The organism is Pseudomonas sp. TMP9, from assembly GCF_037943105.1.
Classification (GTDB): domain Bacteria; phylum Pseudomonadota; class Gammaproteobacteria; order Pseudomonadales; family Pseudomonadaceae; genus Aquipseudomonas.
Genome location: NZ_CP149803.1, coordinates 2020382 through 2035036, shown reverse-complemented (window position 1 = coordinate 2035036; position 14655 = coordinate 2020382). Strand labels below are relative to the sequence as shown.

The 14655-nt window shown below is 58.3% G+C and carries 12 protein-coding genes; 1 reads left to right on the top strand and 11 read right to left on the bottom strand.

Features of this window, described 5'->3' with window-relative positions:
* Positions 1 to 3: 3 nt before the first annotated feature.
* The 8 genes from WF513_RS09765 to WF513_RS09730 form a co-directional block, all read right to left on the bottom strand.
* Positions 4 to 2733: a molybdopterin-dependent oxidoreductase gene (locus tag WF513_RS09765; protein WP_339079189.1), complete on the bottom strand. Its 2730-nt coding sequence runs from the start codon at positions 2731 to 2733 to the stop codon at positions 4 to 6.
* Between the two features lie 33 nt (positions 2734 to 2766).
* On the bottom strand, positions 2767 to 3102 hold the full coding sequence (nirD, locus tag WF513_RS09760; protein ID WP_339079188.1) for a nitrite reductase small subunit NirD: 336 nt from the start codon (positions 3100 to 3102) through the stop codon (positions 2767 to 2769).
* Positions 3099 to 5567 (bottom strand): nitrite reductase large subunit NirB, encoded by a 2469-nt coding sequence (nirB, locus tag WF513_RS09755; protein WP_339079187.1) that lies wholly within the window; start codon positions 5565 to 5567, stop codon positions 3099 to 3101. The genes nirD and nirB overlap by 4 nt, the downstream gene beginning before the upstream one ends.
* Before the next feature lie 339 nt (positions 5568 to 5906).
* Entirely contained in the window at positions 5907 to 6359 is a 453-nt protein-coding gene (locus WF513_RS09750) for a thioesterase family protein (protein WP_339079186.1), read from the bottom strand.
* Positions 6360 to 6612: 253 nt separating this feature from the next.
* On the bottom strand, positions 6613 to 7407 hold the full coding sequence (locus WF513_RS09745; protein ID WP_339079185.1) for an ABC transporter ATP-binding protein: 795 nt from the start codon (positions 7405 to 7407) through the stop codon (positions 6613 to 6615).
* Between the two features lie 20 nt (positions 7408 to 7427).
* Positions 7428 to 8420 carry an ABC transporter permease gene (locus tag WF513_RS09740; protein WP_339079184.1) on the bottom strand — a complete coding sequence of 331 codons (993 nt, stop codon included), beginning with the start codon at positions 8418 to 8420 and terminating at the stop codon, positions 7428 to 7430.
* Between the two features lie 57 nt (positions 8421 to 8477).
* Positions 8478 to 9866 carry a CmpA/NrtA family ABC transporter substrate-binding protein gene (locus WF513_RS09735; protein WP_339079183.1) on the bottom strand — a complete coding sequence of 463 codons (1389 nt, stop codon included), beginning with the start codon at positions 9864 to 9866 and terminating at the stop codon, positions 8478 to 8480.
* 506 nt (positions 9867 to 10372) lie between these two features.
* On the bottom strand, positions 10373 to 10690 hold the full coding sequence (locus WF513_RS09730) for a transcriptional regulator (RefSeq protein WP_090241778.1): 318 nt from the start codon (positions 10688 to 10690) through the stop codon (positions 10373 to 10375).
* 209 nt (positions 10691 to 10899) lie between these two features.
* Between WF513_RS09730 and WF513_RS09725 the strand changes: the two genes are divergently transcribed.
* On the top strand, positions 10900 to 11292 hold the full coding sequence (locus WF513_RS09725; RefSeq protein ID WP_339079182.1) for a hypothetical protein: 393 nt from the start codon (positions 10900 to 10902) through the stop codon (positions 11290 to 11292).
* Between the two features lie 36 nt (positions 11293 to 11328).
* On the opposite strand, the gene alaC is transcribed toward WF513_RS09725, so the two are convergent.
* The 3 genes from alaC to WF513_RS09710 all read right to left on the bottom strand — a co-directional run bounded on the left by alaC (position 11329) and on the right by WF513_RS09710 (position 14498).
* Positions 11329 to 12561: an alanine transaminase gene (gene alaC, locus WF513_RS09720; RefSeq protein ID WP_339079181.1), complete on the bottom strand. Its 1233-nt coding sequence runs from the start codon at positions 12559 to 12561 to the stop codon at positions 11329 to 11331.
* A 160-nt stretch (positions 12562 to 12721) separates the two neighbouring features.
* Positions 12722 to 13300: an ANTAR domain-containing response regulator gene (locus WF513_RS09715; protein WP_339079180.1), complete on the bottom strand. Its 579-nt coding sequence runs from the start codon at positions 13298 to 13300 to the stop codon at positions 12722 to 12724.
* Position 13301: 1 nt separating this feature from the next.
* Positions 13302 to 14498, bottom strand: coding sequence for a CmpA/NrtA family ABC transporter substrate-binding protein (locus WF513_RS09710; protein ID WP_339079179.1), 1197 nt, complete (start codon positions 14496 to 14498; stop codon positions 13302 to 13304).
* Between the last annotated feature and the right edge of the window lie 157 nt (positions 14499 to 14655).

Below are 14655 nucleotides of genomic sequence, written 5' to 3'. Positions count from 1 at the left end.
TCCTCAGGCAGTTGTTGCGGTGGACGCCACGTGCGCGACCAGCAGTCGTTTTATTTCCGGTACACAGGAGCCGCAGCGGGTGCCGCATTTGAGTTCTTGCTTGAGAGCAGTTAGGTCCAGGCCCTGAGCAATGCCTGCGCACACAGCGTCTTCACTGACGTTCAGGCAGTTGCACAGGGTTTTGCTGGAGCCTGTGCTGTAAACCGCGCCAGGTGGTGTCGACACAGGCGCGAGCAACCAGCGGCGTAAATCAGCATCCGCGCTACCGGTCTCCCACAGGCCTTTGAGCCAATTGCGCGCAGCGGTTTCGCCGGCCAAGCGGATGGCGGTGATGCGTCCATCTTCGATGCGCACGCGCTTACCCACCGCTTTGCGCGGGTCGTCATAGGCCAGTACCGGGCCCTCATGCAGGCCGAGCAGGCGATCAATCTGCGCGAGTAGTTCCGCCTCAGGCGCCACGGCGCAAGCGGCGCGAATCAGCAGAGCGGGGCGTTCACGTCCGGTTAACGTCAGGTTGGCATAGGCGAAGTCTTCGAACAGCGGACGCAGGGCCTGGAAGCGTGCTTGCACCTCGCCCTCGACCAGAGCGAAGAACGTCCATGGCAGCTCGACTTTTTCCACTTCGACGCCAGCATGTTTGAGCTCTGGTTGCTTTGACAGTGGATCGAATTCCGGTTGGGTCAGCACATTGGTGCCCAAGCCTTTAAGAAAACGATTGCCCCAATGCATCGGCAGGTAGGCCTGGCCGGAGCGTACCGAGTCATCGGCCTGCACCGGCACGATCAGGCTGCCACGCCTGCTGCGTACCTTGACCAGCTCGCCATTGAGCAGACGACGCCGACGCAGTTCGTCGGGGTGCATGCTCAGTAGGGCTTCCGGCGCGTGGCCGAACAACCGGGCAGCCGAGCCGGTGCGGCTCATGCCATGCCACTGGTCACGCAGTCGGCCGGTATTGAGGGTCAGCGAGTAGCGCGTATCGCGTTTTTCCTTGGGCGCGCGATAAGGGTCGGCATGAAACTGCGCGCGTCCGCTTGGGGTTGGAAATTGGCCATCGCTATACAAGCGCGCCGTTCCTTCAGTAGCGCCGGCCGGGAACGGCCATTGCTGCGGGCCTTGGTTATCAAGCAGCGCGTAGCTCAGCCCCGAGAGGTCGAGATCGCGATGGGTGGTCAGGTGTTTGTATTCTTCGAACAGTGCACTGGGACTGGCGAAGTCGAACAGGCTGGGCAGGCCGGGGCGGAGCAGTTTTTCTAAACGGCGGGCGAAATCTGTGGTGATCGCCCAGTCTGGCCGTGCCTCAAAAGGCGCGGACACGGCGCGGCGTACATGGCTGACGCGACGCTCGGAGTTGGTCACCGTACCTTCCTTTTCGCCCCAGCTGGCCGCGGGCAGCAGCAGGTCAGCGTAGTGGCAGGTCTCGGTGGTGAAGAAGGCTTCCTGCACCACCACGAATGGGCAGGTGGCGAGGGCTTCGTGCACTTTATTCTGGTCGGGCAGCGATTGCGCCGGGTTGGTACAGGCGATCCACAGGGCTTTGATCTTGCCAGCGTGTACCGCGTCGAACAGTTCGATGGCGGTTAATCCGCTGGTCTCCGGCAGGGCGTCGACGCCCCAGTACTGCGCGACTTCGGCGCGATGCAAAGGGTCGGCGGCATCGCGATGGCCCGGCAGCAGGTTAGACAGGCTGCCGGTTTCGCGACCGCCCATGGCGTTCGGCTGGCCGGTTAGGGAGAAGGGCCCGGCGCCAGGCTTGCCAATCTGTCCGGTGGCCAGGTGCAGGTTGATCAGCGCGCTGTTCTTGGCGCTGCCGCTGCTCGACTGGTTGAGGCCCATGCACCACAGCGAAAGAAAGCTCGGTGCGCTGCCGATCATCTGCGCGCAAACCTGCAAGGTTTCCTGGCTGATGCCGCACAGTTCGCTGACCATCTGTGGGTTGTAATCGCGCACCAAGGTTTTTAGAGCATCGAAACCCTCAGTGTGCGCCTCTATATAGGCGCGGTCGATCCAGCCTTCCCACAGCAGGATATGCAGGATGCCATGGAACAACGCGACGTCGCTGCCCGGCAGGATCGCCACGTGCAGGTCGGCCAGGTCGCAGGTGTCGGTACGCCGTGGATCGATCACGATGACCTTCATCTGCGGGCGCTTGGCCTTGGCTTCTTCCAGGCGGCGGAACAATACCGGGTGGGCAAAGGCCATGTTGGAGCCTGCGATCAGCACGCAGTCGCTTTGTTCGATGTCCTCATAGTTGCAGGGCGGTGCGTCGGCCCCAAGGCTGCGCTTGTAGCCAACGACTGCCGAACTCATGCACAGGCGCGAGTTGCTGTCGATATTGTTGGTACCGACCAGGGCGCGAGCCAGCTTGTTGAACGCGTAATAATCTTCGGTCAACAGCTGGCCCGAGATATAGAACGCCACGCTGTCCGGGCCGTGTTCGCGGATGGTCTCAGTGAACACATTAGCCGCATGATCCAAGGCGTTGTCCCAGCCCGTGCGCGCTCGGGCCAAGCCCTTGCCCAGACGCAGTTCGGGGTACTGGCCGCGAGCATCGAGATCGCCGGTCAGGTGCAATATCGCGCCTTTACTGCACAGCTTGCCAAAGTTGGCCGGGTGATCCGGATCACCCTTGACGTCGGTGATCGTCTCGCCGTCGTGTTCGATCAGCACGCCGCAGCCGACGCCGCAGTAGCAGCAGGTCGAGGCGGTGATGCGGATCTCAGCGGTTACAGACATGGCGTGTGATTCCCAGATGGCAGAGGGCGGGCGTCAGGCGCAAGCGGCTGTAGCGGCCGTGTTCAGCAGGGCCAGCAGTACGCGGCCGTTTTCCACCTTAGCCTCGTGCCGGTGGGCGCAGCCCTGGTCCGGGGCCACGACTTCGCCGCTGGCCAGCTCGATTTGCCAGTTGTGCAGCGGGCAAGCCACCCGCTTGCCGTAGATCAGACCCTGGGACAGCGGACCACCCTTGTGCGGGCAGCGATCGTCGAGGGCGAAGACCTGGTCGTCGGCAGTGCGAAAGATGGCGATATCGCCTTTGGGCCCGGCGACGATGCGGGCACCCAGCGGGTTGATTTCATTCAGGTCGCAGATATCCAGCCAGTTCATGCGTGCGTCTCCAGTTCCAGCAATGCGATGCGGTCGAATTCTTTCTTCAGCTGCGGTTTGGCCAGCTGTTCCTTCCAAGGGTCCTGCTCGAACGACAGCGAGAACAGCAGGCGCTCATGCAAGGCCTTGCGCTGCTCGGCGTTCTCCAGCACGCCTTTCTTGATATGTTCCATACCCACGCGCTGCATGTAGTGCACGGTGCGCTCAAGGTAGAAGGCTTCTTCGCGGTAGAGCTGGAGGAAGGCCAGGCTGTATTCCATGACGTCTTCGGCGGTCTTAACCTTGACGAAGAACTCGCCGGCCTCGGTCTTGATTCCGCCGTTGCCGCCGATATAAAGCTCCCAGCCGGAGTCGACGCCAATGATGCCGACGTCTTTGATGCCAGATTCGGCGCAGTTACGCGGGCAACCGGAGACCGCCAACTTGACCTTGTGCGGCGACCACATATTGAACAGTGCGTGCTCAAGGTCGATGCCCATCTGCGTCGAGTTTTGCGTACCAAAACGGCAGAATTCGCTGCCGACGCAGGTCTTCACGGTGCGGATGGATTTGCCGTAGGCGTGGCCGGACGGCATGTCGAGGTCCTTCCAGACGCCGGGCAGGTCCTCCTTCTTAATGCCTAGCAGGTCGATACGTTGACCGCCGGTAACCTTGACCATGGGCACGTTGTATTTGTCGGCGACATCGGCGATGCGGCGTAGCTCCGAGGCGTTGGTGACGCCGCCCCACATGCGCGGTATCACCGAATAGGTGCCGTCTTTCTGGATATTGGCGTGGGCGCGCTCGTTGATAAAGCGAGACTGCGGGTCGTCCTTGGCCTCGCCTGGCCAAGTGGAGATCAGGTAGTAGTTCAGCGCCGGGCGGCAGGTGGCGCAGCCGTTCGGCGTGCTCCAGTTGAGGAAGGTCATGGTTGCCGGGATGCTGATCAGGTGCTGTTCACGGATCGCCTTGCGGATCTGACCATGGTTGAGGTCGCTACAGCCGCAGATGGCTTTTTCGCTCTTGGGCTTCACGTCCGCAGCGCCGCCGACGGTATTGATCAGGATTTGCTCAACCAGGCCAGCGCAGGAGCCGCAGGAGCTGGCGGCCTTGGTCTGCTTTTTGACATCATCGACCGAGAACAGCCCGTGTTGCTGAATGGCTTTGACGATAGTGCCTTTACACACACCGTTGCAGCCGCACACTTCCATGTCATCGGGCATTGACATGGCCTTGTTCTGGCCTTGATGGCCGGTGTCGCCAATGGCGTTTTCGCCGATGCCGGCCGCACCAAACATCAGGTGATCGCGAATCTCGCTGACGTTGTGGTTTTCGCGGATCTGACGGAAGTACCAACCGCCGTCGGCGGTGTCGCCATAGAGGCAGGCACCAACCAGGACGTCGTCCTTGATCACCAGCTTCTTGTAGACGCCGCCGATGGGATCAGAAAGGGTGATGGTTTCGGTGCCTTCGGCGCCCATAAATTCACCGGCGGAGAACAGGTCGATGCCAGTGACTTTGAGTTTGGTCGAGGTGACCGAGCCCTGATAGCGGGCGAAGCCGAGTTGGGCGAGGTGATTGGCGCAAACCTTGGCCTGCTCGAACAGCGGTGCCACTAGGCCGTAGGCGATACCACGGTGGCTGGCGCATTCGCCGATGGCGTAGACCCGTGGATCGAAGGTTTGCAGGGTGTCGTTGACCAGGATGCCGCGGTTGCAGGCGATCCCGGATTGTTCCGCCAAATCACTGTTGGGGCGGATACCAGCGGCCATCACCACCAGGTCAGCGGGGATGACGTCACCGTCTTTAAACTTCACCGCGCAGACCCGGCCTTCGCCGTTGTCCAATAGTTCGGCGGTGAGCTTGGGCAGAAGGAACTTCAGGCCACGGTCTTCCAGCGATTGCTGCAGCAAGCGTCCGGCGGTGGCGTCGAGTTGGCGCTCCATCAACCAATCGCCGAGGTGCACTACGGTGACATCCATGCCGCGCAACTTAAGGCCGTTAGCCGCTTCCAGGCCCAGCAGGCCGCCGCCGATGACTACCGCATGCTTATGGGTCTTGGCAGTTTCCATCATCATCTGGGTATCGGCGATGTCGCGGTAACCGATCACCCCGACCAGGTCTTTGCCTGGAATTGGCAGGATAAACGGGTTGGAGCCGGTGGCGATAAGCAGGCGGTCGTATTCGGCCGATGTGCCGTCATCCGCAATGACCAGGCGCTTCTTGCGGTCGATGCTGACCACCTTACGGTTGAGCATCAACTGGATGTTGTTTTCGGCATACCAGTTGAGATCGTTGAGCACGATTTCCTCAAAGGTTTGCTCGCCGGCCAACACAGGGGAAAGCAGGATGCGGTTGTAGTTCGGGTGCGGTTCGGCACCGAACACCGTAATGTCATAGAGATCTGGGGCGAGCTTGAGCAGCTCTTCTAGGGTGCGTACACCCGCCATACCGTTGCCGACCATTACCAGCTTGAGCTTTTGCATGCTGGCTATCTCCTGAATAAAAAATCGCGTAGAAGGTGTCCAGAGCACTGTGTAAGGCTGCTCCGCGACGGCTCGAAGAAGGATTGCCCTAAACGGCAGGCCAAAAAAAAAGCGTCCCGCCAGTTACCTAGCGAGGACGCCTTTGTCCAAGATCCCGATCTACCGGGAAGTGCTGTCCTCTTCGTTGAGGGCTGCGCTTTATTAAATTGTAATTTTAATAATGCAGGGCTTGTGCCAACTTGTGATGTGCCGAGTTAAGCGGGACACAGCGCATGTTGCCGAGTATGAGCGCGCTGTTATGCACTTTTTGAAGACGCCCTGCGCTGCATTGGTGCGCGTTTATTGGGCCGGGTTAAGCCAGTTGACCTTGTTGAATTTTTCACTGAAGGCTGCAGGCATTTGCACCACCTTGCCCAGTGTGTAGTTGAAGAAAACAAAGCCGGATTTGGCCATGGCCACTAACGCGCCGTCAGCGGGGCGTGTGATGCGAAAGGTAATATCGCCGCCATAAGGGTTGAAATCCATTACGCCGACCTCGAACAGCAATTGATCGCGGGCATGCGCTTCCGCGCGGTAAGTGGTAGCGAGGTCGGTGACGATGATGCCAGTGCCGCCTTCTTGGGTTTCTTCGATGCCAAATTCAAACAGAAAGCGTGCCCGCGCTTCGGAAATCATTGAGATCATCGAATCGTTGCCGAGGTGGTTGGCGGCATTGATATCGGTCACCCGCACAGTCAGGTGGGTGGCGTAGCAGAACTGGTCTTCGGGAAATTCAAGGGTCAGGCGGGCCATGGACGATTCTCGTTCGGGCGTGAGGGGCGTGTGACGTGGTTGCGCTATTGTACGCGGCCAAACAGTGGCACGAGATGTCAGTTAGCGCGCGAATTAACGCCGTGTTTTTACCCTATGAGTTTGCAGCTGCCTCTAGGGCACGGAACGATACAGCTGCCGGGCTGACTGTATCTGTTCGGCACTCCCTCTGTTCTTACCAGGCAAAGTTACCGCTCAGCCAGGCCTGCAACTGGCTGAGTAGTTTTGGCGCTGTTTAGGCGGCCGGGCGCAGTTGCTTCTGGTAGAGGAACTCCAGCACGGCAGCGCGATACTCGTGGTAGCGCGTATCGTGGGCCAAAGCGATGCGTTCACGCGGGCGCTCCAGCGCCACCTCAAGAATCTCGCCAACACCGGCCGCCGGACCGTTGCTCATCATCACAATGCGGTCGGACAGCAGCACGGCTTCGTCGACATCGTGGGTGATCATGATCACCGTATTACCGAGGTCGGCATGAATCTCCATCAGCGAGTCCTGCAGATGGGCACGGGTCAGTGCATCAAGGGCGCCGAAAGGTTCGTCCATCAACAGTACTTTGGGCTGCATGGCCAGGGCGCGAGCGATGCCAATACGTTGTTTCATCCCCCCGGAGATTTCGCTGGGGCGTTTGTCCTTGGCATGCATCATGTGCACCAGGTGCAAGTTGTGCTCAATCCATTCACGCATTTCACGGCGTGTTTTTTTGCCCTGGAACACCTGGCGAACGGCCAATTCGACGTTCTGATAGCAGGTTAGCCAAGGCAGCAAGCTGTGGTTCTGGAACACCACAGCGCGCTCCGGCCCTGGTTCATTGACTTCGCGGCCATCGAGGATCACGCCACCCGTGGTGGCCTGATGAAGGCCCGCAACAATATTCAATACAGTAGATTTTCCGCAGCCGGAATGGCCGATCAAGGAGACAAATTCGCCCTTGTCGATTTTCAGATTTACGTTCTGCAGTGCGCAGTACAGACCCTTGTCGGTGGGGAAGCTGATGCCAACGCCGGTTAGTTCAAGGTGTGCATGGTTCATGTAAGGCTCCTGAGTGTGGCTTAGCGCAGGTCAGCGTTTTTGTCCCAGCTAACACGGCGCTGGAGCATAAGCATAAGGCGATCGAGAACGAAGCCGATCAGGCCGATGACAACCACCGCGACCATAATCCGACCCAGTGAGTTGGAACTGCCATTCTGAAACTCATCCCAGATAAACTTCCCCAGGCCTGGGTTTTGCGCGAGCATTTCCGCCGCGATCAACACCATCCAGCCAGTGGCGAGCGATAACCGCAGACCGGTGAATATCATCGGAATAGCGGCCGGTAAGACAATCCGGCGGACATGGCGCATCGGCGAGAGGCTCAGCACGCGGCTTACGTTCTGCAAGTCTTTGTCCAGGTTGGCGACCCCGACGGTGGTGTTGATCACCGTAGGCCACAAGCAGCACAACGCGACCGTGACCGCAGAGGTGACGAAGGATTTGGCGAACAACGGGTCGCTGCTGGTATAGACAGCGCTGACCACCATGGTCACCAGGGGTAACCAGGCCAGTGGTGATACCGGCTTAAAAATCTGGATCAACGGGTTGATCGCGTTATAAATGGGCTTGCTCAGGCCGCAGACAATCCCCAGCGGAATCGCCACCAGTGACGCTATAACGAAGCCTGTCATAACGGTGTACAGGCTGGTGAGTATCTGCTTGAAGAAGGTCGGCTTGCCTGTATAAGGACGAATGCTGACCTCGGCCTCAGGGTTTTTTGCAAGCTTATCGGCGTTTCGTTGTTCTTGGCGCTGGTAGAACGCATCGGCCTTTAGCTGTTCACGTTGGTGCTCCTTAACCAGGCCAACGAACTGAGTGGCCACCTGTGTTGGGCCGGGGAACTTGCCGAGGCTGGTGTTGATACTGCCGGCAGCAATCTGCCAGAACAGAAGAAACACCAGTACACCAATTATCGGCAGCAACAGGTTCGGCAACCAGCGTTCAAGGGCTATGCGCTTGGCAGATTTAAGGCTGTCTTGAATGGGTTGTTGTGCCGCAGCGGGATTGCTCATTGTCGTTTACTCGATACAGAGGGGGCGAATGGTTCGCCCCCTAAGGCAATGGCGAATTTAGAGCTCGGTATCGGCTTTCAGACCAATCGAGAACTGGTTGATGTAGGCGTTGGGCTTGCGTCCATCGTAGGTCAGGCCATCGATAAACTCATTGGTCGGCGCGCGAAAGCCCTCTTCGGCGGCTGGCGGGAAGTCCTCAGCTTTGGCTTTGCCTTCGGCAATCAGCTCATCAGCGGCACTGCGATACACCGCCGGCAGATACACCTGCTTGGCAATGTCGAAGTACCAGCTATCCGGCTTAACTTCGCCGATCTGGCCCCAACGCCGCATCTGCGTCAGGTACCAGATGGCGTCGGAGTAGAAGGGGTAGGTGGCGTTGTAGCGGAAGAACACGTTGAAGTCAGGTATGTCGCGAACATCACCTTTTTCATACTCAAAGGTGCCAGTCATCGAGTTGGCAATTACCTTGGCATCTGCGCCGACGTACTCAGGACGAGAAAGGATTTCTACGGCTTCTTTGCGGTTGGCATTGTTATTTTCATCCAGCCACATGCCGGCGCGGATAAGAGCCTTGATCAGGCGCTTGTGGGTTTCCGGGTTGGCGTCGGCCCAGCCTTTGGAAACGCCCAGTACTTTTTCCGGATTGTTCTTCCATATCTCGTAGTCGGTGATTACCGGCACGCCGATACCCTTGAACACAGCGGCCTGGTTCCAAGGCTCACCCACGCTATAACCATCGATGGTGCCAGCTTCGAGGGTAGCCGGCATTTGCGGGGGTGGTGTAACCGAAAGCAGGACGTCGGCATTCAGCGTGCCGGTAATGTCGCCTTTGGCCGGGGCATAGAAACCAGGGCTGATTCCACCTGCGGCGAGCCAGTAGCGCAGCTCATAGTTATGGGTGGAAACCGGGAAGACCATGCCTAGGTTGAAGGGCTTGCCTTTGGCCTTGTACTGCTCAATCACCGGCTTCAGGACATCGGCCTTGATTGGGTGCACCGGCTTGCCGTTTTCCATCGGCACATGCTTCTTCATTTCCTCCCACACGGCATTGGACATGGTGATGGCGTTGCCGTTGAGGTCCATGGAAAAGGCGGTGACGATGTCGGCCTTGGTGCCGAAGCCGATGGTGGCACCCAGAGGTTGGCCTGCAAGCATGTGAGCGCCGTCAAGCTCGCCGGTGATCACGCGGTCCAGTAGCACCTTCCAGTTGGCCTGCGCCTCCAAGGTTACGTAGAGGCCTTCTTCTTCGAAGAAGCCCTTTTCGTAAGCGATGGCCAGCGGTGCCATATCGGTTAGCTTAATAAAGCCGAGTTTGAGTTCGTCTTTTTCCAATTCGGCAGCCAGGCTCATCTGCAGGCTTAGCGGGTTGAGTAACAGGGCAGCGGCGCAGCTGAAGCCGGCCAAGGTTTTTTTCAGTAAGGAACGGCGAGTATTGAAATGACGCATGGTGATTCCTCAAGTCTCAGAAACGAAAAAAGACGTCAACGGTCAACGCTGCCAGCTTGAGCAGGTTGCCTTTGACGTCTTTGTCTATTCGTCCCGATCACCGCCGTTGGCGATCTGAAGACGGGTGTAAGGTCTACGAGTGTCTTAGCAAGGGGCTTGCCAGCTTTGTTAGATGCCACGCGTGCTATTGCATATAAGGTCCTAAGGAGACCTCTATAGATTCTCGAATAGCGGATTAAATTTGTTTAAATACAGAATGTTAGGATCAATATCTAATTATGTTTGTAGTTATTGAGTAAATAACTGAGCAGTTATTCAGCGCTTCCCAGCCAGCCCATTCAGGCACCATCACGAACCATAGTCGTGCAGCTAAGCGCTTGCTTGAACGCTTTTGGTTCGCTGGGATTAGGCGCGAGGGCAACGCTTCGCTGGCCGCCGCTTCGCCTCGCCTCATTTCGCTAACGTCTTCATCCACCTGCTGTGTGGGCGCATTGCTCGGTGCAGCGTTACTGCGCAGCGGGTCGGCGCTGCGCTTCTTCGGTGAACTCCTTAAGCCAACGCAGTACTTCAACTGCTTCCCAGCGCGTGGGGTCAAACATGGCATAGGCCAGGCCCTGGTAACCGACCACATCCAGCTGGCGGTGATACCCGGCACGCTGCAGTAAGGCTTCGATCTCCGCAAAGCAGGTGTTGAAGTGCACCCGGTTAAACGGCGTTTTGCCCTCGGTGACGATGCCTTCAAGCTGTAATTCATTGACGGTGACCCGGACTTTTTCCAGGGGCATGCGGTTTACGCTGTGTTTCAACTGCAGTACGTCGAGCATCTGGATACTCCTGGTAACGCCTTGTATGAGCCTGTATTCAGGCTTGCACGGTTGGCTGGATGACATGGCCAAGGGTAATCGAAAAATACTGTACAAATAAACAGTATTCGATAATAGTAAGCCCACAGTCTTATCCGATACCTGTTCGATCTCTCCCGCTGTGCGCCGCAAAGTCGACGGCGACAGGTACTGCAAAGGAGTCACTGACAATGCAACAGATGCTGATGACAATTGTGCTGTCGAGCCTCTTGGTCGGTTGCGCGCAACCGCAACGTGATCAACCTCGCGCCAATGGCTCTTACCTAGTGATTGAAAACGGCCAGGCGTGGGCCGTGTTGGTTGCCGATGGTAAGCGCGTGGAGGAGCAGGGTACGGTGGTGGACATGATCAAACTGCCCAGCGAAGGCCTGGCCGTGGCCGCCAGCTACGTGGTGGAAACGGCTAATTGCGGGCGTGTGCAATGGTTGAGTGAACGCTCCGATGCAGCCGACGGCATGACTAATCGGATGTCGCTGCACAGCGGCAACCAATTGGTCCAGAGCGGCTGTGTGATAACCGAGGGCCTTAGTCGGGTGTGGACGGTACTCGATTACTCCGGCTGAAATGTCAGAGAGCACCTCGCGGTGCCCTCTTTACGCTTACTCGCTGTCGACCTTGGCCTTGTTGGCTGGCAGCAGACCATCTGCGCGGAACATGGTTTTGATCCCGCGAAGGGCTTGGCGAATACGGTCTTGGTTTTCAATCAAGGCAAAACGCACATGGTCATCGCCGTAATCACCGAAGCCGATACCGGGCGATACGCAGACTTTGGCCTCCAGCAGCAGCTTCTTAGCGAAATCCAATGAGCCAAGCTGGGCGTACTGCTGAGGTATCTTGGCCCAGACGTACATCGAGGCTTTAGGGTTTTCGACCATCCAACCCAGCTCATGCAGGCCCTTAACCAGCACGTTGCGCCGCTGCCGGTATTGCTCGGCGATATCACGCACGCATTGCTGGTCACCTTCGAGGGCAGCAATCGCCGCCACCTGCAGCGGGGTGAAGGTGCCGTAGTCGTGGTAGCTCTTGATCCGCGCCAGAGCGTTGACCAGTTCCTTATTGCCCACCATAAAGCCGATGCGCCAACCGGCCATGTTGTAGCTTTTCGACAGGGTGAAAAACTCCACGGCGATGTCCTTGGCACCCGGAACCTGCATGATCGACGGGGCTTTCCAGCCGTCGTAAACAATGTCGGCGTAGGCCAGATCGTGAATGACCAGCACGTCATATTGTTTGGCCAGGGCCACTACGCGCTCGAAAAAATCCAGCTCTACGCACTGCGCGGTGGGGTTGGAGGGGAAACCGAGGATCATCATTTTCGGTTTAGGGATCGACTCTCGAATCGCCCGCTCCAACTCGGCGAAGAAGTCTACGCCGGGGATCAGTGGAACTGAACGCACCTGCGCCCCGGCGATTACTGCGCCGTATATATGAATCGGGTAGCTGGGGTTGGGTACCAGCACCGTATCGCCATGGTCTAGGGTGGCGAGCATCAGGTGGGCCAGGCCTTCCTTGGAGCCGATGGTGACAATGGCTTCGCTTTCCGGGTCAATCTCGACCGCGTAGCGGTCTTTGTACCAGCGAGAAATGGCGCGGCGCAGACGCGGAATACCGCGCGAAGTGGAGTAGCCATGGGTGTCTTCACGCTGGGCGACTTGCACCAGCTTCTCAACGATATGAGGCGGCGTAGGTCCGTCGGGGTTGCCCATGCTGAAGTCGATAATATCTTCGCCGCGGCGACGCGCGGCCATCTTCAGCTCGGCCGTGATGTTGAACACGTAAGGGGGGAGTCGATCGATGCGCGCAAAGCGGCGCGGCGCACGTGTGTCAGTCATGTCTATCTCGCAAACGTAAGCGCCCGGAACCGTCCGAGCGACGTTGGCCAGTGCACTGGCCAGATGGCGAAGATAAGCGGCGCGCCAGCCCTCTGTCTAGAGCAGTTGCCGGCAAATTTTGCAACACAGCTGCAAGAACGTGTGGTACCTGCAAGCCTCTTTAGCTGCCGAGCATGTCGTGCATGGCGATGATCTGTTCAGCGACGTGCGCCAGTTTCTGCTGGCGACTCATGGCTTGACGGCGCATCAAGGTGTAGGCCTGTTCCTCGTCGCAGCTTTTCATCTTCATCAACAAACCCTTGGCTAACTCAATGCGCTTTCGTTCGGCTAACTGTGCATCGCGCGCCTGCAACTGAGCGCGCAGTGCCTGGTCGCTTTCGAAGCGCGCCATGGCCACATCAAGGATCGGTTGCAGGCGTTGGACGTGAATACCCTCGACGATATAAGCGCTGACGCCGCTCTGGATCGCTTGGCGCATAACGCCTGGGTCGTGCTCGTCGGTGAACATCACAATTGGGCGCGGCTGGTCGCGGCTGACCAGCACCACCTGTTCCATCACATCGCGGCTGGGTGATTCGGTATCGATCAGAATCACATCAGGACGAACCGCCTCGACGCGCTCGGGCAAGTCGATGGTCAGGCCTGACTCATCAATCACCTCAAAGCCGGCCTCAATAAGTGCCGCTTTGAGGCGTCCAACTTTTTTGGGCGTGTCATTGATCAGCAGTATGCGCAGCATATTAGCGACTCTCCTGCTGGGCGCCGATCGGCGCATCAACCAGGGCGTGCAGGGCAAAGCTGCGGGCATAGCCGGCCGGATCGTTGCCGTCCCAAATCTGGCCACCGAGCAATTGGCTGCTGCGCATCTCGCTTGGTACGGCGATACCGAGGGACTCTGCAGCCTGGCGGTAGAGGTCGAGTTGCTGGACTTGGCGGGCGATGGTCAGGTAGTCCGGGTCTTCACGCAGCAGGCCCCAGCGGCGAAACTGGGTCATAAACCACATGCCATCAGACAGGTAGGGCTGATTGACTTCACCGCCTGCATGAAAACGTAGTGGGTGTGCGTCCTGCCAGGCATGGCCGAGACCGTCTTGGTACTGGCCGAGGAAGCGCGGTTGGATAGCCGAGAGCGGCGCGTCGACATACTCGCTGCCACTGAGCAGTTGAGCCGCACTGCGACGGTTTTCTTCACTCTCATCAATAAACCGACTGGCTTCCAGCACCGCCATGATCAAGGCGCGGGCGCTGTTAGGGCACTGCTCGGTAAATTGATGGGTGCAAGCCAAGACTTTTTCCGGGTGATCGGGCCATATCGCCTGGCTGGTGGTCAGGGTGCAACCCATTTGTTCATCCACCGCCTGGGCGCTCCAGGGCTCGCCAACACAGAAACCATCGATGCGCCGTGCCTTAAGGTGGGCAAGCATTTGCGGCGGCGGCACGACGACGCTGTCGACATCTGTCAGCGGGTGAATGCCTTGACTGGCCAGCCAGTAATTCAGCCACATAGCGTGCGTGCCGGTGGGGAAGGTCTGGGCGAATATTAATTTTGCGCCAGACTGGTGCGTGCGTTGCGCCAGTGCGCTAGCAGTGCTCACGCCGGCAGCTTGTAGCGCAGGCGATAGGTTAATGCTCTGGCCGTTCTGGTTAAGGCCCATGAGCACGGCCATATCAGTGGCTGGCGCACCGCAGAGGCCTAATTGCACACCGTAGACCAGCCCGTAGAGGCTATGAGCGGCGTCCAATTCGCCGCTCAGTAATTTGTCACGCAACGTGGCCCAGGAGGCCTGGCGTTGCAGGTTGAGGGTCAGCCCATGTTTCTCGGCAAAACCCTGAGTGGCAGCGACGATAACGGAGGCTGCGTCGGTGAGGGCCATAAAGCCGATATTCAGGACTGGCTTTTCCGGCGCAGCGCGGCGGCTGATGTCGTGCTCATTCATGGTGCTTTCCCTATGCCCAAAGCAAAAAGGTGCCGTGCCAAGCGCCGAAATTAGTCGGCGATCAGAACGACACCATTGTCTATTTAAGCCGTTTCCGCCTTTGGAAACACTCTATGCCTTAAGCCAAAGCAAGGCATATGCCATGTGCTTGGGAGGA